The organism is Mesorhizobium sp. M0001, assembly GCF_040324255.1.
Taxonomy (GTDB): Bacteria; Pseudomonadota; Alphaproteobacteria; order Rhizobiales; family Rhizobiaceae; genus Mesorhizobium.
This window is the reverse complement of sequence record NZ_JAMYVS010000006.1, coordinates 277,684-301,245: the sequence shown is the minus strand read 5'-3', so window position 1 is coordinate 301,245 and position 23,562 is coordinate 277,684. Positions and strand designations below refer to the sequence as shown.

At 62.5% G+C, this 23,562-nt stretch carries 20 protein-coding genes; 9 read left to right on the top strand and 11 right to left on the bottom strand.

Features of this window, described 5'->3' with window-relative positions:
• Positions 1-102: 102 nt before the first annotated feature.
• Both NKK50_RS19540 and NKK50_RS19535 read right to left on the bottom strand, forming a co-directional pair.
• The gene (locus NKK50_RS19540) at positions 103-1,443 is read right to left on the bottom strand and encodes an adenylate/guanylate cyclase domain-containing protein (RefSeq protein ID WP_023672139.1); all 1,341 of its coding nucleotides are present in this window, start codon (positions 1,441-1,443) and stop codon (positions 103-105) included.
• Positions 1,444-1,746: 303 nt separating this feature from the next.
• On the bottom strand, positions 1,747-2,925 hold the full coding sequence (locus NKK50_RS19535) for a DUF3095 domain-containing protein (protein WP_031196755.1): 1,179 nt from the start codon (positions 2,923-2,925) through the stop codon (positions 1,747-1,749).
• Positions 2,926-2,999: 74 nt separating this feature from the next.
• On the opposite strand from NKK50_RS19535, the gene NKK50_RS19530 reads away from it, so the two are divergent.
• Both NKK50_RS19530 and NKK50_RS19525 read left to right on the top strand, forming a co-directional pair.
• A complete protein-coding gene (locus NKK50_RS19530) occupies positions 3,000-4,088 on the top strand; it encodes a glycosyltransferase family 4 protein (protein ID WP_352460930.1) in 1,089 nt (362 codons plus the stop codon).
• Entirely contained in the window at positions 4,085-4,843 is a 759-nt protein-coding gene (locus tag NKK50_RS19525) for a polysaccharide deacetylase family protein (RefSeq protein ID WP_352460931.1), read from the top strand. Before NKK50_RS19530 ends, NKK50_RS19525 begins: the two co-directional genes overlap by 4 nt.
• A gap of 1 nt (position 4,844) precedes the next feature.
• Here NKK50_RS19525 and NKK50_RS19520 read toward each other — a convergent pair whose 3' ends face one another.
• The 3 genes from NKK50_RS19520 to NKK50_RS19510 form a co-directional block, all read right to left on the bottom strand.
• Positions 4,845-5,696 (bottom strand): MBL fold metallo-hydrolase, encoded by an 852-nt coding sequence (locus tag NKK50_RS19520; protein WP_352520726.1) that lies wholly within the window; start codon positions 5,694-5,696, stop codon positions 4,845-4,847.
• A 111-nt stretch (positions 5,697-5,807) separates the two neighbouring features.
• The gene (locus NKK50_RS19515; RefSeq protein ID WP_023672144.1) at positions 5,808-6,275 is read right to left on the bottom strand and encodes a cyclic nucleotide-binding domain-containing protein; all 468 of its coding nucleotides are present in this window, start codon (positions 6,273-6,275) and stop codon (positions 5,808-5,810) included.
• A gap of 34 nt (positions 6,276-6,309) precedes the next feature.
• Positions 6,310-9,024, bottom strand: coding sequence for an ABC transporter transmembrane domain-containing protein (locus NKK50_RS19510; protein WP_352543776.1), 2,715 nt, complete (start codon positions 9,022-9,024; stop codon positions 6,310-6,312).
• A 266-nt stretch (positions 9,025-9,290) separates the two neighbouring features.
• Here NKK50_RS19510 and NKK50_RS19505 point away from each other — a divergent pair, with 266 nt between their 5' ends.
• Positions 9,291-9,962 (top strand): class I SAM-dependent methyltransferase, encoded by a 672-nt coding sequence (locus NKK50_RS19505; protein WP_081726163.1) that lies wholly within the window; start codon positions 9,291-9,293, stop codon positions 9,960-9,962.
• Here NKK50_RS19505 and NKK50_RS19500 read toward each other — a convergent pair.
• The 4 genes from NKK50_RS19500 to NKK50_RS19485 form a co-directional block, all read right to left on the bottom strand.
• Positions 9,940-11,088: a glycosyltransferase family protein gene (locus tag NKK50_RS19500; protein ID WP_023834529.1), complete on the bottom strand. Its 1,149-nt coding sequence runs from the start codon at positions 11,086-11,088 to the stop codon at positions 9,940-9,942. The two genes, NKK50_RS19505 and NKK50_RS19500, sit on opposite strands and share 23 nt — an antisense overlap.
• Positions 11,085-12,329: a glycosyltransferase gene (locus tag NKK50_RS19495; protein WP_023692899.1), complete on the bottom strand. Its 1,245-nt coding sequence runs from the start codon at positions 12,327-12,329 to the stop codon at positions 11,085-11,087. The genes NKK50_RS19500 and NKK50_RS19495 overlap by 4 nt, the downstream gene beginning before the upstream one ends.
• A 1-nt stretch (position 12,330) precedes the next feature.
• The gene (locus NKK50_RS19490; protein ID WP_023672150.1) at positions 12,331-13,545 is read right to left on the bottom strand and encodes a glycosyltransferase family protein; all 1,215 of its coding nucleotides are present in this window, start codon (positions 13,543-13,545) and stop codon (positions 12,331-12,333) included.
• A 590-nt stretch (positions 13,546-14,135) separates the two neighbouring features.
• Positions 14,136-14,576, bottom strand: a complete 441-nt coding sequence (locus tag NKK50_RS19485; protein WP_023685065.1) for an Lrp/AsnC family transcriptional regulator — start codon at positions 14,574-14,576, stop codon at positions 14,136-14,138.
• A 146-nt stretch (positions 14,577-14,722) separates the two neighbouring features.
• Here NKK50_RS19485 and rocF point away from each other — a divergent pair, with 146 nt between their 5' ends.
• Positions 14,723-15,658 (top strand): arginase, encoded by a 936-nt coding sequence (gene rocF, locus NKK50_RS19480; protein WP_352500196.1) that lies wholly within the window; start codon positions 14,723-14,725, stop codon positions 15,656-15,658.
• Positions 15,655-16,716 carry an ornithine cyclodeaminase gene (gene ocd / locus NKK50_RS19475; RefSeq protein ID WP_023692901.1) on the top strand — a complete coding sequence of 354 codons (1,062 nt, stop codon included), beginning with the start codon at positions 15,655-15,657 and terminating at the stop codon, positions 16,714-16,716. The genes rocF and ocd overlap by 4 nt, the downstream gene beginning before the upstream one ends.
• Positions 16,717-16,722: 6 nt before the next feature.
• Here the strand turns inward: ocd and NKK50_RS19470 are convergent, their stop codons facing one another.
• Positions 16,723-17,724 (bottom strand): LacI family DNA-binding transcriptional regulator, encoded by a 1,002-nt coding sequence (locus NKK50_RS19470; protein WP_023692902.1) that lies wholly within the window; start codon positions 17,722-17,724, stop codon positions 16,723-16,725.
• A gap of 224 nt (positions 17,725-17,948) precedes the next feature.
• On the opposite strand from NKK50_RS19470, the gene NKK50_RS19465 reads away from it, so the two are divergent.
• A complete protein-coding gene (locus NKK50_RS19465; RefSeq protein WP_023742038.1) occupies positions 17,949-18,620 on the top strand; it encodes a winged helix-turn-helix domain-containing protein in 672 nt (223 codons plus the stop codon).
• Positions 18,621-18,676: 56 nt separating this feature from the next.
• Positions 18,677-20,065, top strand: coding sequence for a HAMP domain-containing sensor histidine kinase (locus NKK50_RS19460; protein WP_352543775.1), 1,389 nt, complete (start codon positions 18,677-18,679; stop codon positions 20,063-20,065).
• Positions 20,066-20,254: 189 nt separating this feature from the next.
• On the opposite strand, the gene NKK50_RS19455 is transcribed toward NKK50_RS19460, so the two are convergent.
• Complete coding sequence (locus NKK50_RS19455; RefSeq protein ID WP_023706782.1) at positions 20,255-21,124, bottom strand: helix-turn-helix domain-containing protein; 870 nt, start codon at positions 21,122-21,124, stop codon at positions 20,255-20,257.
• Between the two features lie 106 nt (positions 21,125-21,230).
• On the opposite strand from NKK50_RS19455, the gene NKK50_RS19450 reads away from it, so the two are divergent.
• Together NKK50_RS19450 and NKK50_RS19445 are read left to right on the top strand one after the other, a co-directional pair.
• Positions 21,231-22,499, top strand: coding sequence for an ABC transporter substrate-binding protein (locus NKK50_RS19450; RefSeq protein ID WP_023726709.1), 1,269 nt, complete (start codon positions 21,231-21,233; stop codon positions 22,497-22,499).
• Positions 22,500-22,701: 202 nt separating this feature from the next.
• Entirely contained in the window at positions 22,702-23,562 is an 861-nt protein-coding gene (locus NKK50_RS19445) for a carbohydrate ABC transporter permease (protein WP_023745911.1), read from the top strand.

Sequence of the window (23,562 nt, the reverse complement as noted above, 5' to 3'; positions counted from 1 at the left end):
GACTAGCGCATTGTCAGCGCAGAGCAACTTGGATTCGAAACGAATTCCCCGGCGACCGGCGGCCGGACAGCATACCAGGGCGTCCAGATCGGATGGTGGTGACTACTGGAGCTTCCTCCGGTCGCCCGCCGACAGCCGCGCGGCATCGCGATGAAGCAGCATGACCTGCTCGGCGTCCGATATCCGATCGTGAAACGGCTGCAGCGCAGCGTCTTCATCGAGTGCGAGAGCACCCGACAGATCGGGTGAAAGCACCGTCAGCTTCTGCTTGCTGCCCGCCAGTTCCTCCTCGCCGAGCGTCAGCCAGCTGTTGGCCCCGCAATAGCCGGCGAAGTCCTTGCTGGCGAGAACGCTGTGCGGATATTTCTTGGTCAGGGTCTGGAGACGCTGGACCTCGTTTACAGCCGAGCCGAAGACGGAGAATGTGAGTCGGTCGGTAAGCCCGACATTGCCGAACATCACATTGCCGACATGCAGGCCGATACCAAATTTTATGTCGCCCAGTCCTTGCTCTTTTCTGCGCAGATTGAGCTCCATCATGCGCATGCTGGCCTTGTGCGCAGCCGCAAGAGCAGCCTGGCAGGCGATCTCTGACTGCGCCCGGTGCCTTTCGCAGGGGTAGACGGCAATGAATCCATCCCCCAGGAAACTCATGATCTGCCCGCCTTTGCGATTGAAAGGTGCTGCGATGGCATCGAAAAACTGGTTCAGCGTATCGATATAGACTTCGCGGCCGGAGGTTTCGGCGAGCCTTGTCGACCCGCGCATATCGCCCATCACCAGCGCGGCCCGGATTGTGTCGCCCTCGCCGCGCTTGATCTGGCCGTCCAGCACGCGCCTGCCGGCGTCACCGCCGAGATACGTGGTCATCATGTTGTCGGCGAGCTTGGTGAGCACCGCCATCTTGCTTGCTATAGCGAGATGGTTCTGGATCCGCAGCAGCGCCGAAATCATGCTGTCGCTGAAGCCTGAAGCACTGTCGGTGGACCAGGACCCCAACATGCCCTGACTTGTATCGCCGTTGAAGGGATGGACGAAAGCCATGTAATCGGTGACGCCCATAAGCCTGAGCTCATCGAAAACAGGAAACTCCGACCGCACCGACGGGTCGAGCCGGCGCCGCAGATGGTCGAGCTTGTTGCTGAGCAGATGGTAGTATGGGCTGGTCAGGAATCTGTCGGAATGGACGCCGTTCTCACTCCGGAAGCCTTCCACTTCCAGGCCTTGGCCGCGAATCCAGGTGAAACCGAGCGCGTCATAAAGCGGATGCAGCATCGAAAAGCTCAAATGCACCCGCTTCAGCGGCAGGCCGGCAGCAGCCAGCCGTTCACAAAAACCCTTGACCAATGTTTCCAGGTCGTCGCCCGCCAGCGCCGACTGGGTCAGCCAATCGGCAACCTTATCCATGAGAATGTTGGAAATTTCTGCTTGCGCTGTGCTCATGCTATCTCGAAACCCGTCGAAGACGAGCCATCTCCTTTGATCCGCAAAATTCTCGAAGTCAATGAAGCCGGCTTCGGGGGCAGAAGCCGGCGAAGAATATCCCGAATGACTGTCCTTGCAGGAAGCAAGCAGACGTCGACCGCACAAATCACCTGCAACACTATGTGGCGAGGCTGCCGGCGAAGTGCAATCCCGATCCTGACATCGCGCAAATAATTGGTCGGCTCAGGCCCCGTTGGGCTCGCCGGGTCCCAAGAACCATGGCCGCGGCGCATTGCGGAAAATCGATTCCCCAAGCCGTCATCAGACCGGCGCCTTCGCCTTCAGGCTTGCGGCAGCCATTGCATAGCCGCCGGCGGCGCCATCGATGAAGTGAACATGATCGCGCTGCAGCGGCGAGATGACGAGGCATGTCATCAAGGCCGACTTCTGGCGGTGCAGGCCATAGTTGCAGATGCCGGCCTCTTCCGCTTGTTTCAGCCGGTTCTCGATCCGCTGCAACACATCCGCGTCGACGTCGATGGTCATCTTCAAGCCGTCGTCGAACTTGCGGAAATCCGAATTGCTGGCCACCTCGCGCTTGTAGACCTTCGGATCGAAACCGCCGATCGTCCAGCCCAATTTGTCGGTGACGGCCGTAAGCGTCATCAGGAAGATCACCCACAGCTTGGCCAGCCACCGCCGCCCTGGCGGCGCCGTGGCCCGTGCCTCGACATCGAGGCCGGCGGGCAGGAGGCTGTAGGCCGGACCGTCCACCGGCACCGGGTGGCCATCGCGCTCCTGCCTGCCGGCAAGGGCGATGATGTCGGAAGCCAGAAACTGGAAACCACGCAAGTCGCGCGATGCCCCCGGCACGGCTATGATCGAGACAATTTCGCCATGCCGGGCTTCGATCGGGTTCCAGCGGCAGGAGAGGCCGGTCAGATCCGGCCGCGCGCCGGCCGGGGCGGGGTCGACGCGGTAGCGCCCGGCTTTCATTTCGGCTTCCGCCCAACTGCCGCCGCCGCCGGCGAACATGGCATAGAAGGCTGCTTCGGAGGCCTGGAACCTCGCCACGCGAACGTCGAGGCCTTGCGCTCTTATGTCCTTTATCGGCACGATTGCGGCACGCAAGGTCAGGTCCAGTTCGTCCGCCACCCATCTCTGGACAGAAGCCAGCGCGTTACGGGCGATCTCCAGCGCCGAGCCGGGAAACGCCACGAGCGCGCCGTCGCCGCCGAAGACGAAGGGAAGATCTTGCCGGCCCAGTGCATTGAGCAGCGCCGAAATGACGCTGGCGCCGGCCATATTGACGGTTTTGTAGCGCCCGGCTTCGATCGCCTTGGTCGAGCCGACGATGTCGGCGGTGGCCAGCGCCCAGCCATCGGGGAGAGGCCGATAGTTATCGATATCGGCAACGCTTTCGAACTTTGCGAAGACCGGCAAAGAAGCGACGAACGGGTCGGACGCGACAGCTGTTTCCATAAGCATCAGATAGCACATTCCAGCGCTTGAAGGTGAAGTCGATCATGCCTCGAAATTGACTTGGGCAGGCTTTGCGATGATAGGATCGCGCGATGCGAATTGCCTTCTACGCCCCGCTGAAGTCGCCCAATCATCCCGTTGTCTCCGGCGACCGCCAGATGGCACGGATGCTGGTCCAGGCGCTGCAGCATGGCGGGCATAGCGTCGAACTGGCATCGGAGTTGCGCTTCTATCTACGCCAGCCGGAACCGAAAAGTTTCGATGCGCTCATGATCGAGGCCCGGGACGAAGCCGCGCGACTGACAAGGCTTTGGGACCGTGACGGCAAGCCCGATCTCTGGTTCTCCTATCATCCCTACTACAAGGCGCCCGACCTGATCGGGCCCGAGCTGGCGTTGGCCTTTGCTGTCCCCTATGTGACGGCCGAAGCCTCCTATTCCGAACGGCGCAACGCCGGTTCGTGGGCCGATAGCCAGGCATTGGTGGCGCGAGCCATCGAGCAGGCGGCGCTGAACATCTGCTTCACGCAAAGGGATCGCCAGGGGCTGGCGGATGCTGTTCCCCACGCCGCTCTCGGTATGCTTTCACCCTTCATCGACACATCGGCATTCCACGAAATGCCGGTACTGGATTATCCGACGCGCCTCGTGACCGTCGCCATGATGCGCCCGGGCGACAAGGTCTTGAGCTATCGCATGCTGGCGCAGGCGCTCGGGTTGATCGGCCACCTCCCCTGGACGCTGTCGGTCGTCGGGGACGGACCTGCCCGTGACGAGGTAAAGGCGCAATTCGCCGGCTTGCCCGCCGACCGTATCGAATGGCTTGGCGCGATTGAGCCGGTCGCCGTGCCGGATGTCCTCTATCGCGGGGGAATCTACGTCTGGCCGGGTTACGGCGAGGCCTATGGCATTGCCTATCTTGAAGCACAGGCCGCCGGCCTTCCGGTGGTGGCTCAGGACATTGCTGGCGTGCCGGAGGTCGTGCGGCATGGCCAGACCGGGCTTCTCACCCCGCCAGGCGATGTGGCGGCGTTCGCTTCCGCAATTGCAAGGCTTCTGGCCAATAATGATGAAAGAACCATCATGGCTGCAGAGGCCAGACGTTTCGTTCTCGAAGAACGCTCTCTCGGTGCTGCAAAGGCCCGTCTGGCGGAACTTCTCAAGATGATCCCGTTGTCATGACATCCGACCCGACTTGGCAGCCCCTGGTGGACGAGCTGGCGTACCGGCAACGGGCGGGCCGCAAGGCAGAGTTCTGGCTGCGCGACGATGACGCCGTGGATCCGACGCCGGCGCTCGATCGGTTGCTCGACCTCACCGGTGACTTCGCGGTGCCGGTCACTCTGGCCGTCATTCCGGCCCGGACCGACGGGACGCTTGTCGTCCGGCTTGACGCGGCGCCGCATGCCACGGTCGCCATTCATGGCTGGGCGCACCGAAATCATGCGCCCGAGGGTCAAAAAAAGCAGGAGCTCGGCGCGCATCGGCCACGCGAGGTGGTGCTGGATGAGCTGGCCGGCGGGCTGTCGCGCGTAACAGGCCTGCACGGCGCACGTGCGGTTCCGATGCTGGTGCCGCCCTGGAACCGGATCGACGCCGGTCTGGTACCCGACCTCGGATCGATAGGATTTGCGGCATTGTCGGTGTTCGGGCCGGCAAGGCCGGCTTCCCTGGCGGTCATCAACAGCAATGTCGACATCATGGATTGGCATGGCACGCGCGGCTGCCGCGATCATGGTCTGTTGGTTCAGGCCATCGTCGCGCAATTGCAGCGTGCATTCGACGGCGGCGAACCGGTCGGCCTGCTCACCCACCATCTCGTCCATGATGAATCGGCCTGGCTTTTCCTCGAACGGCTGTTCACGATCACCGCGCGGGCAGAAGCCTGCGCATGGCTTCCGATCAGCACACTGACAGAACGCAGCGCCGGAAAATAGCTCAGCGCTTTTTGTGCAAGACTGGAAATGTGAGCGTCTGGCCATCCCGCGCCGCAAAAGCGCCGGCAAATCTGTCCTTGGCCAGTTTCTCCATCTCGTCCAGCTCATCGTCTGTGCGTGCCGGATCGTGGTGAAACAGCGCAAGCCCGCGCGCGCCGGCCGCCTCGCAGAGCTTGACGCCCTGTTGCCATGTCGAGTGCCCGTTGCCGCGGTAGCGCTCCATTTCCTCCTCGGTGTAGGTGCAATCGTAAATGACGAGGTCGGCATTCTCGATCAGACCGAGCACCGCCGGATCGAGTTTGCCCGGCTCGTGCTCGGTGTCTGTGATGACCGCCACGACGCGGCCCCCCCATTCGACCCGGTAGCCGATGCAGCCGCCCGGATGGGTAAGACTACCGGTTCGTACAACAACTCCTTCGCGTGGCCGAAGCAGGTCTCCGGATGCGAAATCGCGGCAGTCGAGGCTCGCCTTGCAGACACCGAGTGTCACCGGAAACCATGGCGGCCGAATGAATTCATCGACCATCTGCCGCGTCGTCATGCGTCCAGCCAGATGCCCGGACCAAAGCGTAACTTTGATGCCTCGTTCATAAATAGGCTTGAAAGCCGGCAGCCCGATGATGTGATCGTAATGGCAATGGGTAAAAAACAGGTCGAAATCGGTGACGCCCGACGCTCGAAGCGTCCTGCCGGCAGGCCGCAGGCCGGAGCCCGCGTCGAACAGAAGCGTATGATTGCCGCATTGCATCTCGATGCAGATCGTGTTGCCGCCATAGCGAGCAAATTCTGGCCCCGACACCGCAATGCTGCCGCGCACGCCCCAAAACCTGACAAGGAAGAAATCGTCGTCCATGCACCCTTTCGCCCATCGTAGCCAACCAACTGCTGCCAGAGTCGTTCCAGGAAAGGTGTGACACGGTTCCGGAAACTGCATCCAAACAAAGAAACAGAGCGGCTCGCCGCTTCAGTGCAACTGTGAATCGCTCTCGGCCGTTCGTGCGTCGATCAGGTCCGCGGTCGTACTGCTTAGCCTATCGGCAAGAACCCGCAATATCTCGATGGTCATTTCGGGAAACTCCTTCATAAGCCTCAGGAAATGGTCCTTGCGGATTCTCAAGGCCTCCAGCTCACTTGCCGCTTTGACGGTGGCAGTACGGGAGCTGTTGCACAATATGGCAATCTCGCCAACGATCGAATTTGGCAGCAATTCGGCAACTTTGATCGGCCCATTGTCGGAATCGACCAGAATATCCGCGCTGCCAGAAAGGATGACATAGGCGGCGTCTGCCTCGTCGCCCTGCCGGAAAAGAATCTGGCCGGCACTGTAGTTCACGCGATCGGACGTGAACGCGAGCAGCTTGAGCTTTGTCGGCTCGATGCCAGAGAACAAGGGAACGCGTTGCAGCATTCCAACTTCATCCTTGAGCAGCATTGTCGCAAACCTTCCTGAATTCGCGTTTGCCAGACTATGACACAAGTTCCTTGAAGATACCGTTTCCCGCCAAGAGTGTCTCGTGTGTTCCGTCTTCCACCAATTGGCCTGAGTCAAAGACCACAACCCGGTCGAACATCGTCGCCATTGCCGGATTCGTCACCACCCACACAATTGCCGGCGAATGGCCGTCGCGTCTGGCTTCGTCGAGCACATTCCGCAGCACCTTGTCCTGCACGCGCTGGTCGAGCGCCGACAGCGGCCGATTGAGAATGAGGAAATCGGGACGCTTGAGCAAGGCGCGGGCAACATCGAGCTTCTGTCGCTGTCCGCCGGTCAGCCGCCTGCCGGCGGCGCCGACGTTGAAGTCCAGGCCGACATCCAGAAGCTCGGCATAAAGCCCCAGTTCGTCAAGAATATCATAGACGATGGAGCGAATGCGGTCCGGCGCGTCGGGATGGTTGTTGCCGACACGCCCGAACAGGACGTTGTCCATGACGGTGGCCGCGGCGATGTATTTGGCAGGGTCAAACCGTTCGACAGCTTTCTCCAGCTCGGCCGGCAGGTTTTCATAGAACTGGTTGCGTGCAGCGATGATCTTGCTCATCAGCTCGTCGGTCAAGAGGCCGAAGCGATGCCGGGGCTCGATATAGGCAAAGCTCAACGTGACCATCATGGCGCGGTCGTTCTCCGAAACCGCATCGTAGGGGCGATTCTTGAGCCGTTGCAGCAAGGTTTCGTAGGCGGGTATCTCCTCGGCGCTCATGAAGGCGAGCTGCTGGAAGAACTGGTGTTCGGGCGGCAGGTCGGCAAACAGCTCGATCGCCTGTTCGGCGATCTCCATGCCCATTGCGTAGAGCGTGCGGTCGAGGCCGGCTTGCTTCAGCACGGAAGCAAAATAGGGATTGGACGCCAGTGCCTTGTGAGCCAGTTCGGGGCCGGCCGCAGCGCCGAAGAGCAGGTTCTGGCCGATCGTCGCTTCCTTGTTGTAGGCGCCCGGTTCAAAAGGAACCACCAGCGCGCTCAGGCCTTCTTCCTCCAACCGGGTTCGCAGCGCCGCACGCAATTCGACGATCCGCCCGGCAAGCTTCGTGTGGCGCTTGAGGTCGGCCGAAGAGCGCAAGCCTAGATCCAGAATGTCGCGCGACAGAAGAACCGCGTCGAGCACCCGGCGCACGGCTTCGAAGAGGTCGTGCGGGCCGGTGGCGCCGGCGGAGGCATAGTTGATCCAATCGCTGCGGATATCGAGATCCGGATTGCCCGACCGGCGCGCCTCGTCGATATTCCAACGGTGCTGGTCCGCCGCGGCGCCGTCATATGTCACCGATGTCAGCGGCGCATGCTTCAACCCGTAGAGCAAATTGTCGCGCAGGCTTGCCTGGAACAGGAAAACATCCGACGAAGCGTAGGACATGCGCCGGCCGGTCACGGCTTCGGGGAGATCGAGCAAGTCATCGGAGCCCGAAACGATCCTTCCGCTGTCCGGCCAGGTCAGCCGCGCAAAGGCTTCCGCAAGCGCCTCCGCTCCCCCTGTTGCGGTGCTGACCAGCGCCACCGTCTCACCCGGCTTGACCTCGAGCGAGATGCGATTGAGGAGCATTGCGCCGCCATCGTCTGCTATCGACAGGCTGACCGCCGACAGCGGCTTGGTCATCGGATCGGGATCGTCGACCGTCAGTGCTCCGATTTCCGGCGCGATGATATTCTCGACGGTGAACTGTTCGACGACCTGCTGATATTTGACCTGGACATCCTGCCGGTCCTGATCCCAGTCGATCAGTTCCTTCATCGGTCCGGGCAAGTCCTTGTAAGCGCCGATCACGGCCACGAGCTGGCCGACATCCAACCTCCCCTGGATGACCAGATAGCCACCGATCATGTAAAACAGAAAGGGCGTGAGCTGCGCGAGAAAATTGTTGAGGAACTTTACCATGAATTTCCATTGGTAAAGATCGAAGCGGATTTTGAAGATGAGCCCGAGCCGGGCTGCTATGTCGGCGCGCTCGTAGTTCGACGTATCGTGGACGTGAACCGCGCCGATGCCGTCGACGATTTCGCCAACCCGGCCTGAAAGCGCGCGCGCCGTCAACTGCCGCTGGCGCCCGAGCACGAGCAGCCGCCGCCGCATTCGCGGGATAAGCACGATCTGGATCGCCACGATCACGACCGCTATCATTCCGAGCCAGACGTTCTGGACCATGATGAACAGCATGGCCGTCAGCGCCTGGCCGCCGAGCAGCACCGGCTGCAGGAAGGCATCGCCAATGAAGCCGCCCAGCGGCTCCACCTCGTCCTTCACCATGGTCGCCACTTCGGCGGATTTCACCCGCTTGAAGTAAACCGGCGGAAACCGCAGCACACGATCGACCAGATCGAAACGAATACGCCGCAGCATGCGTTCGCCGAGCCGGCCCTTGTAAGTGTTGATGTAGAGCTTGAACAAGCCGTTGATGACGACCAGCAAGAGGAAAACAAGGCTGAGCGCAAGCAGCGTCGACGTGCGGTCGAGCTGAAAACCGGAGAAGAACTGCACCTCGCCGATGAACGGCAGGTTATAGTGCAACCTCATGAATGGCAGGGTCGCGCCCGGTTGCTCGAACCCCTTGCCCTGGATCGGGCCGTTGACGATCAGCTTCGGCAGGTCGAACGACATGAAATACGGGACCATCGAAAGCACGACGATCATCAATATCCAGAGCTGCTGCTTCCTGGTGTGCGTCCAGATATAGCGGGCTAGGCTGGTTTCCATATGCGATTGTCAGTTTGAAGGATGCAGAATGTAAAGGCACCTGCTGGCGAATGGTGTATCGGCCATGTCTTCGCTGCCATCGACCAGTTCGAAGCGGCAGCTGCGCGCCAGACGGATGGGCGCCGATGGTCCGGACAAATGCAATCGGCCTCCTCCGGTCAATGGCGAAACGGCTTGCGCCACAGTCGCGTCCGCAAGTCGAACAGGCTTGCAAGAGGCAAGATTGCGTTGTGTCGCCCGAAATCCCAACATAGAAGACGAATATGATGGATGTCACGCAACCACGCAATGCCGGCATGGGTGGGCATGAGCAAGCCCTGGACCTCACGCGGGGAATTGCCGCCTATGTCGACCACCCTCTCGTGGCCGGGCTGGCGCGCGTCATCGCCAAGCATCCGCAGGCCGATATCGCCAATGCCTTCAACCACAAGCAGGTCGCCTGCAAGATGTGGGCGCTCGACAGGCTGTTCGAAAGCTGCGGCGGCCGGTTCGAGCGCATATGGGTTCTGGGTGGATGGTACGGCGTATTGCCGGCGATGCTTTTCAATGACGCCCGCTTCGACATCGGGGCGATCGACAGCATCGACATCGATCCCGAAGTCGGCGCGGTCGCCCGGACACTCAACCGGCAAGCCGGCGAGCGGTTTCAAGCGCTGACGGCAGATATGTACACACTCGACTATGCCGCCGGCGGGCCTGACCTGGTGGTCAATACGAGCTGCGAACACATAGCCGATCTCAGCGCCTGGCTTGCCCTGCTTCCGCGGGGTACGAACGTGCTGCTGCAGTCGAACGATTATTTCAGCGAGCCGACGCACATCAACTGCGTGGCGTCACTTGCAGCCTTCGAAGCCATGGCGGCGCTGCGGCAGATCAGGTTCTCCGGCGAATTGCCGACAAAAAATTATACACGCTTCATGCTGATCGGAGCTGTTTGAAGCGCTCGCACAGGATTTGCGCCGAGCGCCGCGCCCCTTCCAGATCGAGACGATGCGCGGCTGGCGGCGGTCCGGCAAGCGCCTGCTCGATCGCATGCGCCAGACCTTCAGGCGTCAGGTCCTGTTCCGTCAGCACCGTTGCAAGACCGAGCTCTTCGAGCATCAGAGCGCGACGCGTCTGCTCGGTTTCCCCGCCGGCTGCAAATGGAACGAGCAGCGAGCGACACCCCGCGCGCATGACATCGCAGACCGTGTTGTAACCCGCCTGCGAGACCGACAGGCGGGCGCCGGTCAGCAGGCTGGCGAAATCCTCGCGGAACCGGAAGATGGACAGGCGTGGGGAGGCATCGCGTGAAATCGCGTCAAACTCGTCCTTCGGCAGGTTTGGGCCGGTGATCAAACACCATGTCCAGGCGTTGTCGGCATTTCGCGCCGCCGCGACGGTGGATCTGACAAGGCTCTTTCCGGCCGCCCCGCCGCCAACCGACACCAGAACGTCGAAGCGCTCTGAGGCCGCTTGCGCCGGCGGCGCAGCAACGAGCCCGGTGTAGGCGACCTCGGCCCTGATCGCCCCAGCCAGCGGAAATGTCTTGTCGATGGTTGCGAAAGCCGGATCGCCATGGACCATGACAAGATCGAAATACCTGTTGACGAGATCGACCGTTTCTTCGTTTCGGCTCGGCTTCACGCGCTCCTGAAGGATGTCGCGGACGGACGCCGCCAGCAGCGGTCTGGGCGATGTCGCTTCGATGGCCTCGATCAGTGGCAAGAGTTCGAAACGCATCTGCCGGCGTCCAAAGGGAAACGCCTCGATAATGACGATGTCGGGCCTGTAATCCCGGAAAGCCTGCAGCAGCATCTCTGAGCGCCGCCTCTTGAAATCATCGTCGATGGCTTTGCCCTGCAGGTCCACAAGTCCGGAAAATCCTTCGTCACCGGAGGTGACAGGCGGCAGGGTCACGGATTTTACACCCGATCCCGGAAATCCCGCGATCGGCGCTCCGCCGGTCACGACGGTGACGTCGAACCCGTCATCGACCAGAGCCGCCGCAATGCGGCTGGCGCGCGCGAGATGGCCGATGCCGAGCAGGTGCTGAACATAGAAGAAAGCGCGCAGCCGCTTCATTCGGCGGCCCGCCACTCCCGCTCGAACAGTTCCTTGAGCTGTCCAATGCCTGCCACATGATCGAAATTGCTTCGCACGCGCCGCTCCGCGGCGTCGCCGAGGCGGACGCGCAGGACGGGATCGCGGATCAGGCGCTCCAGCGCCTGTGCCAGGGCAGTCGGGTTTTCCGAGGGAATCAGCAGCCCGGTTTCATCCGACGATAAAAGCTCCGGCACGCCGGAAATATCGGTCGACACGCAGGCAAGCCGCTGGCTGGCCGCCTCCACCAGAACATTCGGCAGGCCGTCCCGGTCGCCATCCGCGGTGATCCTGCAGGCCAAAGCGAAGATGTCGGCGCTGCGGTAGTGCTCAAGCACCTCCTCCTGCGCCAGCGCGCCTTTCCAGGAGACGCGCCCCTCCAGTCCGAGCCTTTGCGCCAGCGCCTTCAGCCGTTTCAGTTCCTCGCCGCCACCGATATGCTCGAAACACCACGCCAGATCGCCAGGCAAGAGGGCAAGAGCCTCCAGCAACGTATCATAGCCCTTCTTTTCAACGGCGCGTCCGACACTCAAGATCATGACCGGTTCGGCCGGCGCCGAGCCGTCACGCTGTTTTCGCGCCTCGCCGAAACTGCCGAAGCGGTCAAGGTCGAGCCCATGGTAGCTCAGATGCACGGACGAACTGCCGTTGGCGAGTTTTTTCAGATGGTCGAAGCCGGTTTTCGTGCACGTGACCGTCCAGCGCGCCGAGGAAAGCTTGCCGGCCAGATCCCAGTCCGCCGACGTCCAGATGTCCTTGGCATGGGCTGAGCAGCTCCAGGGCAAGCCACGAAGCTGGCTGGCATAGCGCGTCACCGATGCCGGCGTGTGCGCGAAATGGGCATGCAGCCATCCGGCATCTTGCGGCCATTCGGCCGCCAGCACCAGCGCTTGCCCGAAGCGCCGCGCGCGATTGCGGGTAAAGTCGCGGCGGATATCGGCAGCGAGCGATCTGAGCGCGCGCCAGAAGCCAGGCCGCGGCAGACAGGCAAACAGCGATCGAACCACGCGCAGCGGCTCTCTGTGCAGATATTCCGGCAGATAATGGACGGGGGCCTTGATCTCGTCATGCACGGGATGACGTTTTGCGTCGGTCGGCCGCCTGAGCGCGAAAAGTATCAGGTCGAACCCCGCACGCTCCAGACCGAGCAGCTCCTGCGCGATGAAGGTTTCCGACAGCCGCGGGTAGCCCTTCAGAACCACGACGATCTTGCGGTGTTGCAACTCAGTTCATGCCTTCAATGACCGAAAGGTGATGGCCGGCCCGCCGGTCGAGCAGTTCCGCGACGATTTCGGAAATATGAGGCAGCCCTTCCAGCGTCAGATGCGCATTGCTCTGCGATGGGCGCGGCCGGCCCGGCAAAACCTGCAGCGCATCGGCAAACCGCTGGGCATCCTCGGCCTCCTCGGGCAAAAGCATCTCGATGAGGCCGAGTTCGGCTGCGCGCCGTGCCCGGATCAGCTGTTCCTCGCGCGGCGTGACGCGCGGCACGATCAGCGCCGGCTTGTCGAAAGACAGTATCTCGCAATAGGTGTTGTAACCGCCCATCGCCACCACCGCCTTGGCGCCGGCAATCAGCTCTTCCATCCGGTTGTCGAATTCGATGATCTTGACATAGGGGATCTTGGCCCCCTTCCGGACCAGCTTGTTGCGCTTGCGCGCCGGCATGTAGGGCCCAAGCACGATCAGCGCCCGGTGCTGCAATCGCGGATCCTGCTGATAGGCCTCGATGACGTTGTGGATCAGGTCGGCGCCGTCACCGCCGCCACCGGTGGTAACCAGGATATAGTCGCCCTCGGGCCGGTGGCCGGGCAACTGGTTCTGCTGCAGGCTCCGTTGCAGGAAACCGACGAACTTCATCTTTGCCCTGACCGCCGGCGGCACCTCCAGGCCGGTCAGCGGATCGTAGAAATCCGGCGGGCCATAGACCCAGACCTTGTCGTAGAACAGGCCGATCTTGCGCATCACATCCCTGCGTGCCCACTCCGCTTCGAGCAAATGCGGCGCGTCCATCACCTCGCGCAGGCCAAGCACGAGCGTGGTGCCCCGCGTCTTGAGGTAGGACAGCGTATCCTCAATCTCTCCGCGCAGCCCCAGCGGTTCCTTGTCGACGATGAAGATATCCGGCCGGAAGCTCTCGGCCGTGTGGCGGATAATCGACTGCCGCATCCTTAGCGTCTCGTGCAGATCGATGTCCTTTTCCAGCGAGGTGTATTCGCCGTTTCGCAGCTTGATGACGCTGGGGATCTTCACGAAGTCGACGCGGGCGCGGTAGTCGAAGGCGCCGGCGATGGTGGCGCCCGAAATGATTAGCACCTGAAGTCCGCGGAAATCCCCGACCAGCGAATGCGCGATCGTTCGGCAACGCTGCAAATGGCCGAGCCCGAACGTGTCGTGGCTGTACATGAGAATTCGTGCGTCTTTTGCGTGCTGTGTCATTGTGAACGTCTTTTAGAATTCTCGCCGGACCGTGGGCAACCCCGCAGGCTTCGAAACCATTCTCGCGGGTCTATCGACCTGTTTTGAAACATGGGGGCGAGAGGTACGCAACGGCATTCTTCACCAGGTCACGAATGCCAGGGGCGCTGATTGTGGCGCCATGCCTTGTCTTCGCCGACGATAGACGGCCCGAGCACAAATCTCTGTCATGAGGCTTGACCCCGTGGAATTAAATGCCCTGCGGCCTGAGGCAGGCAAAGCGCACATTGCGAAAAATCAAGGGCGACCAAGGCGAAACGAGGCTGCCGCACATTGTGAGGAGAACCCGCACCTTGGGAAAATGCTTCATAATCCATCGAAACACAACGGCCGCCAGAGGCCGCACGTTGCGGCCTTTTATCCTGCCATCAGCCTTGGCCTGTGGCAAGCGTCCGGTCCTTGCACCGTTGAAGCTGGTGCAATCTCGCGTCATGCCGGCTTCCTCCGTCATGTGGAGGATAGCTGCGGCCCCAATGAGATTCGTCAGCCAGGCGACCCATTCGCCAGATCCGTCACAAAGCTTTGCGTGAACACGCCGGCCGGAAGGACGGCTACGCCAACCTTGCCCTTGTCGTCCTCGGCGTTGCCAGCAGCAGACTTGTCTCGCTGCCGGTTATCCCCGGGATGAGCCGTATCCGCCTAAGCACCGCGTCGAAATCGGTGAGCGACGCCGTTCCGAGTTCGACCACCAGGTCCCAGCGGCCATTGGTGGTGTGAATGGTCGAAACCTCGGCGAGGCCGCCGAGCGCCCGGACCACGCGGTCGGCGGCGTGGCCCTCGATCTCGATCATCATCACGCCGCGTATCCGCTGGTCGACCGCGTCGGCGCGCAGCACCACCGTGTAGCCGATGATCTCGCCCGTTTTTTCCAGCCGCTCCATGCGCGCCCTGACCGTGGCGCGCGACACCCCGAGATCGACCGCGAGATCGGAGATGCTGCGCCGGGCATCATGCCTGAGCAGCGTGACCAGCCTTTCGTCGAGCAAGTCCATGATTCTATCCACTTTGACCAAACTGACTTATCGAATTGATAAATCATTCTTCTCGAAATGCCAATTTCGCCTGTTCAAACTGCCGGTCCAGGATGGTTCATTCCACGCATCAATTGCCCAATCAATTTGCAAGGACACCAAAAACCATGCGCTGCAGGATCGTTGGCGCGCCGGTGCAGGACGGCGCCGGCAGGATGGGATGCGAGATGGGGCCGAGCGCGCTGCGCACGGCCGGGCTTGTCTCGGTGCTGTCGGAACTCGGCCACGAGGTCGAGGACTGGGGCGCGGTGCAACCGGCCGCCGTGCGCGCAATCGTCCACGGCAATCTCGCGCTGAAGGCCCTGCCGGAGATTTCCGCCTGGACGGCGGCAATTGCCGAGACCGCCTATGCGGCTTCGCGAGACGCCATGCCGATCTTCCTTGGCGGCGACCACGCGATATCGGCCGGCACGGTGTCGGGCATAGCCCGCCGCGCCGCCGAACGCGGCCGGCCGCTCTTCGTGCTGTGGCTCGACGCACATCCCGATTTCCACACGCTCGATACCACCGTCAGCGGCAATCTGCACGGCGTGCCGCTCGCCTATGCCAGCGGCCGGCCGGGCTTCAACGATTATTTCCCGGACCTGCCTGTCGCCGTCGACCCTGCCCACATCTGCGTCATGGGCCTGCGCAGCGTCGATCCGGCGGAGCGCCGGGCGCTGAGCGAAGCGGGGGTTACCGTGCACGACATGCGCACCATTGACGAGCACGGCGTTGCACCTTTGCTGCGCGCCTTCCTGGCCATCGTCGAAAAGGAAAACGGCCTGCTGCATGTCAGCCTCGACGTCGACTTCCTCGACCCCTCCATCGCGCCGGCCGTCGGCACCACCGTGCCCGGCGGCGCCACCTTCCGCGAGGCGCATCTGGTGATGGAGATGCTGTCCGACAGCGGTCTGGTCTCCAGCCTCGATCTGGTCGAGCTCAACCCGTTCCTCGACGAGCGCGGCCGCACCGCCACGCTGATGGTCGACCTCGCCGCCAGCCTGATGGGCCGCCGGATCATGGACCGCCCGACCCGCAGCCATTCCGGAAGCATTGCATGACCCAGCCTTCCCGCCTTGCCATCGTCCCCTTCGTCAGCGTCGACCGCATGATGAAGCTGGTGCTGACCATCGGCGTCGAGCGGTTCCTCACCGAACTCGCCGCCTATATCGAGGAGGATTTTCGCCGCTGGGAGCTGTTCGACAAGACGCCGCGCATCGCCTCGCACAGCCATGACGGCGTCATCGAACTGATGCCGACCAGCGACGGCCGGCTATACGGCTTCAAATATGTCAACGGCCATCCCAAGAACATGCGCGAGGGGCGCCAGACCGTCACCGCCTTCGGCGTGCTCGCCGATGTCGGCTCCGGCTATCCGATGCTGCTCACCGAAATGACGATCCTGACGGCGCTGCGCACCGCGGCGACCTCCGCTGTCGCGGCCAAATATCTGGCGCCGAAAGGCGCGCGCTCGATGGCCATCATCGGCAATGGCGCCCAGTCCGAATTCCAGGCTGTCGCCTTCAAAGCGCTGCTCGGCATCGACCGGCTGCGGCTCTACGACATCGACCGCTCGGCTTCGGAAAAATGCGCCCGCAACCTCGCCGGCAAAGGCTTTGACATCACCATCTGCGCCACCGGCCAGGATGCTGTGGAAGGAGTCGACATCATCACCACGGTGACCGCCGACAAGCTGTCCGCCACCATTCTGACCGACAACATGGTCGGTTCCGGCGTGCACATCAACGCGGTCGGCGGCGACTGCCCCGGCAAGACGGAACTGCACCGCGACATCCTTTTGCGCTCCGACATCTTCGTCGAGTTCTCGCCGCAGACGCGCATCGAGGGCGAAATCCAGCAGCTCCACGCCGACCATCCGGTGACCGAGTTGTGGCAGGTGATGACCGGCAAGGCGGAAGGCCGCAAGACGGCGGAACAGATCACCTTGTTCGATTCCGTCGGCTTCGCCACCGAGGATTTTTCCGCACTGCGCTATATCAGAGACCAGCTTCAGGCCACCGGCCTCTACGAGGAGCTCGACCTGCTCGCCGATCCCGACGAGCCGCGCGACCTCTTCGGCATGCTGCTCAGGGCAGCGCTGCAGCCGGCAGCCGCCTGAGGGGCTTCAGCCGCGCAACGGCGCGCAGCTCTCCCGTTCGACGAGCACCGGGGTGAGCACTTCGCGGCGCGAATGCGCCGCCGGCTCGGCAACCCGCTCGAGCAGCAGGCTGACCGCCCGCGTGCCGATCTTCTCGACCGGCTGTGCGATCGTCGTCAGTGGCGGCCAGGTGGTGACGGCATAGGGTATGTCGTCGAAGCCGATCATCGACATGTCGCCGGGGACCCGCAATCCGCGCCCGCGCAGCACTGTCAGCGCGCCCATGGCCATCAGATCGTTACAGGCAAACAGCGCCGTGATCCCCGGCGCCTGCGCCATCAGCCGCTCCATCGCCATGCGGCCGCCGGCGAAGTGGTAGTCGGAATCCACCACCGAGGCCGGCGGCAGGTCGAGGCCGGCTTCCTGCAGCGCCCTGGCGAAGCCGCGCAGGCGGGCGGGGCTGGAGCTGGAATCGCGCGGGCCGCCGATGACGCCGATCTTCTCGTGACCGAGCCCGGCCAGATAGCGGCCGGCGAGATAGCCGCCATAATCGTGATCGACCAGCACGGAATCGACATTGACCGAATGGATCTCGCGGTCGATCAGCACCGCCGGGACGCCGGGCAGAAGGCTGGAGAACACCCGCGCATGATCGGACGAGCCGGCAAAGATCAGCCCGTCGATCTGCTTGGCCATCAGCACCTGGAGGTAGCGCTCCTCCTTCTCGGCGCTGCCGTCGGAGTTGCACAGGATCACCGTATAGCCGGCAAGGAAGCCGGCATCCTCGATCTGGCGTGCCACGCCGGCGAAGAACGGATTGGAATTGTCCGGCAGCAGCAGGCCGATGGTCTTGGTCTCGCCGCGCCTCAGGCTGCGCGCCAGCGTGTTCGGACTGTAGCGCAAGGCGGCGATGGCCGAATGCACGCGCTCGGCCGTCTCAGGCTCGACATGGCGCGTGCGGTTCATCACATGCGAGACGGTTGCGACCGACACTCCGGCATGGCGCGCGACATCGGCAATCGTCGTCATTTCTTGTCCCCTGACTCGATTAGCCTAATGATTGCGTAACCGGATGTGTCGCACGCTAGAGCGCAGCTTTCGAGTGTCAATGTCCCTTTGAGCAACCTGCTGAGCGGAGCGATCTGCCGCCAAGAAAAAGCCGCAAGGCTGGGTGCTTGGTGGTCGACCTGTTGTCGCAACCGGATAAGGTTCGAGAGCCGGGAACTGCTCAATCGCCAACGATCGGAACAACGATGCGACTTCTCCTTGTCGAGGACGACCCACGCACCGCCGACTATGTCGTCAAGGGCCTTGGCGAGGCAGGCCATATCTGCGACCTCAGGCGCGATGGCCGCGACGCGCTGTTTGCCGCGACACGCGACGCCTATGACGTGATCGTCGTCGACCGCATGCTGCCCGGCCTCGACGGCCTGTCGATGATCAAGGCGGTGCGGGCAGCGGGCGTGCGTACGCCGGCGATCTTTCTGACCTCGGTCGGCGGCGTCGACGACAGGGTTGAAGGGCTCGAGGCCGGCGGCGACGACTATCTCGTCAAGCCATTCGCCTTTTCCGAACTGCTCGCCCGCATCAACGCGCTCGGCCGTCGCCCTGCGGTGCAGGAGCTGAAGACGACGCTGCGCATCGCCGACCTCGAAATGGACCTGATCCAGCGCCGCGTCACCAGGCAGGGCCAGGCGATCGACCTGCAGCCGCGCGAATTCAGCCTGCTCGAAGTGCTGATGCGCGGCGAGGGCCGCGTCATCACCCGCACCATGCTTCTGGAACGGGTCTGGGATTTTCACTTCGACCCCAAGACCAGCGTCGTCGAAACCCATATCAGCCGGCTGCGCGCCAAGATCGACAGGCCGTTCGAAACCGCGTTGATCCACACCGTGCGCAGCACTGGCTACAGTGTTCACGACTGAGGCGCGGCATGACAGAAACTTGCCATGACTGAAGCTTGCAATGACTGAAACGCACTATGACTGAGACAGGCTCTCGCCTGCTGCGCAGCACGCCGTTTCGGCTGGCCCTGACCTTCGCCTTGCTGTTCGTGCTCGCCTTCATCCTGTCAGGCGCCATCGTCTACCAGCTGATGAGCGCGGATCTTGCCGAGCAGCTCGACCAGTCGGTCAAGGAGACCTATTCGGTCGTGGCGGTGACCTATGCCGGAAACGACCGGGAGGATCTGGTTTCGGCAGTCGACAGCCACGCCGCGCTCAGCCCGAGCAAGGAACAGCTGTTCTCGCTCACCGATCCCGCCGGCAATCGCCTGGCCGGGAATTTCACCGCCGCCGACCTTCCGGATGGCTTTTCAGATTTTGCCGCTTCCCTGCCAGGCGTTGCGCCGGACACTATGTACCGCGCCTGGACCGGTTCGGTCGGGCCCAACAGCCTGACAATTGCCTTTTCGCTTTCCGAAACCGAGGAGCTGGAACGCATCGTTTTGATGAACTTCGGCTGGGCCACCCTGATCATTTCAGGGCTGGCGGTGGCTGGCGGCGCCTTGCTGGCGTCGCGTGTGCAGCGTCGCCTCGACGGCATTGCCACCACCATGGACGATGTCTCCAACGGCCGGCTCGACGCCCGCATTCCACTGCTCGGCAATGGCGACGACATTGACGGCGTCTCGCGCCAGGTCAACGCCGCGCTGGAGCGGCTGGCGGCGCTGGTGGACGGCATGCGCCAGGTCAGCGCCGACATCGCGCATGATCTGAAGACGCCGCTCAACCGGCTGCAGATGATTTTGGAAGCTGCGGCCGACAGGACCGCGCGGGGTGAGGCCGTTGCCGATGAGCTGGCGGAGGCACGTGGGGAAAGCCTGCAGATCAACGATACTTTCGATGCGCTGTTGCGTATTGCCCAGATCGAGGCCGGCGCCCGCAAGGCGCGCTTTGTCGATCTCGACCTCACCGGCGTCATCGATGCCATTGCCGAAATCTACGCCGGTGTCGCCGAGGATGACGGCAAGTCGCTGTCGGCCACGATCGTCCACGGCACGCCATGCCTGGTCCACGGCGACCGCGACCTGCTGACGCAATTGTTTGCCAATCTGGTTGAGAACGCGCTGCGGCATTGCCCCGATGGCACGGCAATCCTTCTATCGGTGCGGCGGCAAGGCGACCGCATTCTGGCTGAGGTCGCCGACAATGGCCCCGGCATCCCGGCGCAGGAGCGCGAAAAAGTGTTCCAGCGGCTCTACCGGCTCGACTCCAGCCGCACCACGCCCGGCAGCGGCCTTGGCCTCAGCCTGGTGCGGGCAATCGCCGACCTGCATGGTGCAACGATTGCGCTGGAGGATCGCCGGCCTGGGCTGGCGGTAATTGTCGGGTTTCCTCGGGCGGAGGGCACCGGTCTCGGCTTGAAATGACAACGCCAGAGCCAGGTCGACCCCACTCCGTCGAGCGAAGCAGCGACGGAGTGGGGGAAGGCGCTCATGAAACGCGAAGTCGCTGACAATTCTCCAAGTTGATGATCGCAGTCGACAAAGGTGGTCGCGATTAGCCTTGCACATGTTTCCACCCGAACGGCTGCGGGTTGATCAAGACGACCGTTGAACCTACCGGCCCACCGCACCCCGGCGAAAATCCGAGGGCGACATCCCCGCCAGCTTGCGGAAGGATTTGTTGAAGGCGCTGAGCGAGCCGAAGCCTGAATCCATGGCGACGCGCAGCACATTGGCGTCTTCATGCATCAAAAGCGCCTGCGCATAGCTCAGCCGCAGCAGGTTCATATATTCGTTGAGCGTCATGCCGGTCGACTTCTTGAAAATGCTCATGGCGTATTTGGGATGGATGTCGGCCGCCGCCGCGATGTCGACGCAGTCTATGTCGTAGAGGAAATTCTCGGCGATGAAGTCGCACATGCGACCGACATTGCGCAGCGATTGCTGGTCGAACGGGCCGCCGGGTTCCTGGCCGATGGCGGTTTCCGGCACCAGCCGGTAGGGCTCGAAGCGCACCCGCTCCAACCGCAGCAGCAGCTCGTTCACGGCGTGCTCGGTTATCGCCGGATCGCCCGAGCGGAAATAGCGGTTCCAGCGTTCGAAATTGTGATGATCGGCCTGGTCGGTCGCCGATGTCACCAGCGTGGCGCCCGTCATCAGCCGGTGGCGGACATCCGTCGGCAGGTGCAGGCGGAAGAAATGCACCAGCGGCAGATGCGCGCCGGCATAGATGGCGTCGTCGGAGAGATCGTCCATCTGGTGCGGCAGCCCGCCCCAGAACAGGCACATGTCGCCCGCCGTGAGCGCGATCTCGTGCTCGTTCATGCGGTAGTGCACGCTGCCGCGGACGATGAAATTGACCTCGACCTGGGCATGCCAATGCGGCTTCAGCATCACCAGCGGATGGTTGTGAAACATCTGCAAAGCCATCGGCAGGCCTTCGACGCTGCTGGCGCCAGGCTGGTAAAACGGCCGTTCCGGCATCTTACTTTCCGCCCATCTTTTATTCCCGTTGTCAGGGACAAGCCTTCCGCGCCGCCTAGTCTAGCCATGCTCGCGAAGAGAGAGCAAATGAAATGGGAGGATTTCAATGCGCACGACACTGATCTGTGCCGCGCTGGCGCTTGGCCTGGGCTCAGCCCCGGCTTTGGCGCAGTCCGGCGAAATTACGATCTGGAGCTGGAATATCGCCGCTTCGTCGCTGAAGGCTACGGTGGCCGGCTTCAACAAACAGTATCCCGACGTCAAGGTCACCGTTCAGGATCTCGGCAACCAGCCGACCTATGACAAGTCGATCGCCGGCTGTGCGGCCGGCGGCGTCGGCCTGCCCGATATCGTCTCGATCGAAAACGGCGAGGCCGAGAACTACTGGAGCCAGTTCCCCGATTGCTTCGTCGATTTGCACACGCTGGGCTACACCGCCGACGACCAGAAGAAATTCCCGGACTTCAAGCGCACCGAACTGGAGGTCGGCGACAAGGCCTATGCCATGCCGTGGGATTCCGGCCCGGTAGCCGCCTTCTACCGCCGCGACTTCTACGAGAAGGCCGGCGTCGATCCGGCCTCGATCAAGACCTGGGACGATTTCATCGCCGCCGGCAAGAAGGTCCAGGCCGCCAATCCCGGCGTCACCATGACCAATGCCGATTTCAACGGCGACACCGAATTCTTCCGCATGATTTCCAACGAACAGGGCTGCGGCTATTTCGCCGCCGATGGGCAGTCGATCACCGTCAACCAGCCGAAATGCGTCGACACGCTGGCCAAGATCAAGGACATGAAGGACGCCGGCATCATCTCGTCGGCCGACTGGGGCACCAAGATCACCAACAACACCGCCGGCACCGTCGCCACCCAGGTCTATGGCGGCTGGTATGAGGGCACCATCCGCACCGAATCCGCCGGCGAAAACGGCAAATGGGGTGTCTACCTAATGCCGAGCCTGACCGCCGACGGCCCCCGCGCGGCCAATCTCGGAGGCTCGTCGCTCGCCATCACCTCAGCCTCGAAGAACAAGGAGGCCGCCTACGCCTATCTGAAATACACGCTCGAGACCAATGAAGGCCAGATCACCATGCTCAGGGATTTCGGCCTGGTGCCGTCACTGATCTCGGCGCTCGACGATCCCTATGTCTCGCAAGGCCTGCCCTATTGGGGCGGCCAGGCAGTGTGGAAGGACATTCTCGCCACGCTGCCCAAGGTGGTGCCGAGCCGCGGCACGCCGTTCCAGAGCGACGCCGAAATCATCATGCGCGCCGTGCAGACCAAATATCTCGGCGGCGGCTATCCCGATGCCAAGGCCGCCCTCGACGACGCCGCCAGCCAGATCGCTTCGGCGACGGGACTGCCGATCAAGTGACCAAGGCGGTGATGCTGGCGGGCCAGATATAGGGCAATTTGCCGGACCGTTGGCGCTGCCCCTCACCTGCCTGCCGGCATCCTCTCCCCGTATAGTGGCGGGGAAAGGGACGCTCTCGCCCAACAGATCGCCAATTGCCGGCGGCGTCCGCCGGCTAACAACACGCCGGATATCAGCCGGGAAAGAGGAAGGAGGAGGAACCATGCGCTACCAGAACGCCACGGCCTATCGCTTCCTCACGCCCTACCTCCTGATCTTCGCCATCTTCTGGGTGTGGCCGATCATCTCCTCGTTCATGATTTCCTTCCAGGCGACGCGCACGGTGCCCTGGCGCTTTGCGCCGACGTTCAACTGGGGCCGCCTGATCGGCGACCCCGCTTTCTTCAACGCGCTGAAGAACACGCTGCTCATCCTCGTCATCCAGGTGCCGGTGATGATCTCGCTGGCGATCGTCATGGCGGTGCTGCTGAACTCGCCGCTGCTGAAAGCACGTGGCCTCTACCGCTTCGCCTTCTTCGCTCCGGTGGTGGTCGGCGAGGTCGCCTATTCCGCCGTGTTCCGGCTGATGTTCAATCTCGATTTCGGCATCATCAACAAGCTGCTCGCCGGCGTCGGCCTGTCCAAGATCGACTGGTTCTCCAACGTCACACCGGCCATGGCGCTGATCATGATCGCGGTAACCTGGCGCTGGGCCGGCTACAACGCCATCATCCTGCTCGCCGGCCTGCAGTCGATCCCCGAGGATGTCTATGAAGCAGCGACGCTCGACCGCGTCAGCAAGCTCAAGCAGTTCTTCTACATAACGCTGCCGCTGCTCAAGCCGGTCATCGTGTTTTGCGCCGTGCTGTCGATCATCGGCACCATGCAGCTGTTCACCGAGCCGTTCCTGATCACCGAGCGCGGCGGCCCCGGCGGCGGCACCGAGACGCTTGGCCTGCTGCTCTACCGCCAGGGTTTTCGCTCGCTCAATTTCGGCTACGCCTCGGCCGTCGCCTACACCATGGCGGGGCTGGCAATCGCCATCACGCTGGTGCAACTGTGGCTGACACGAGAGCCCAAATGA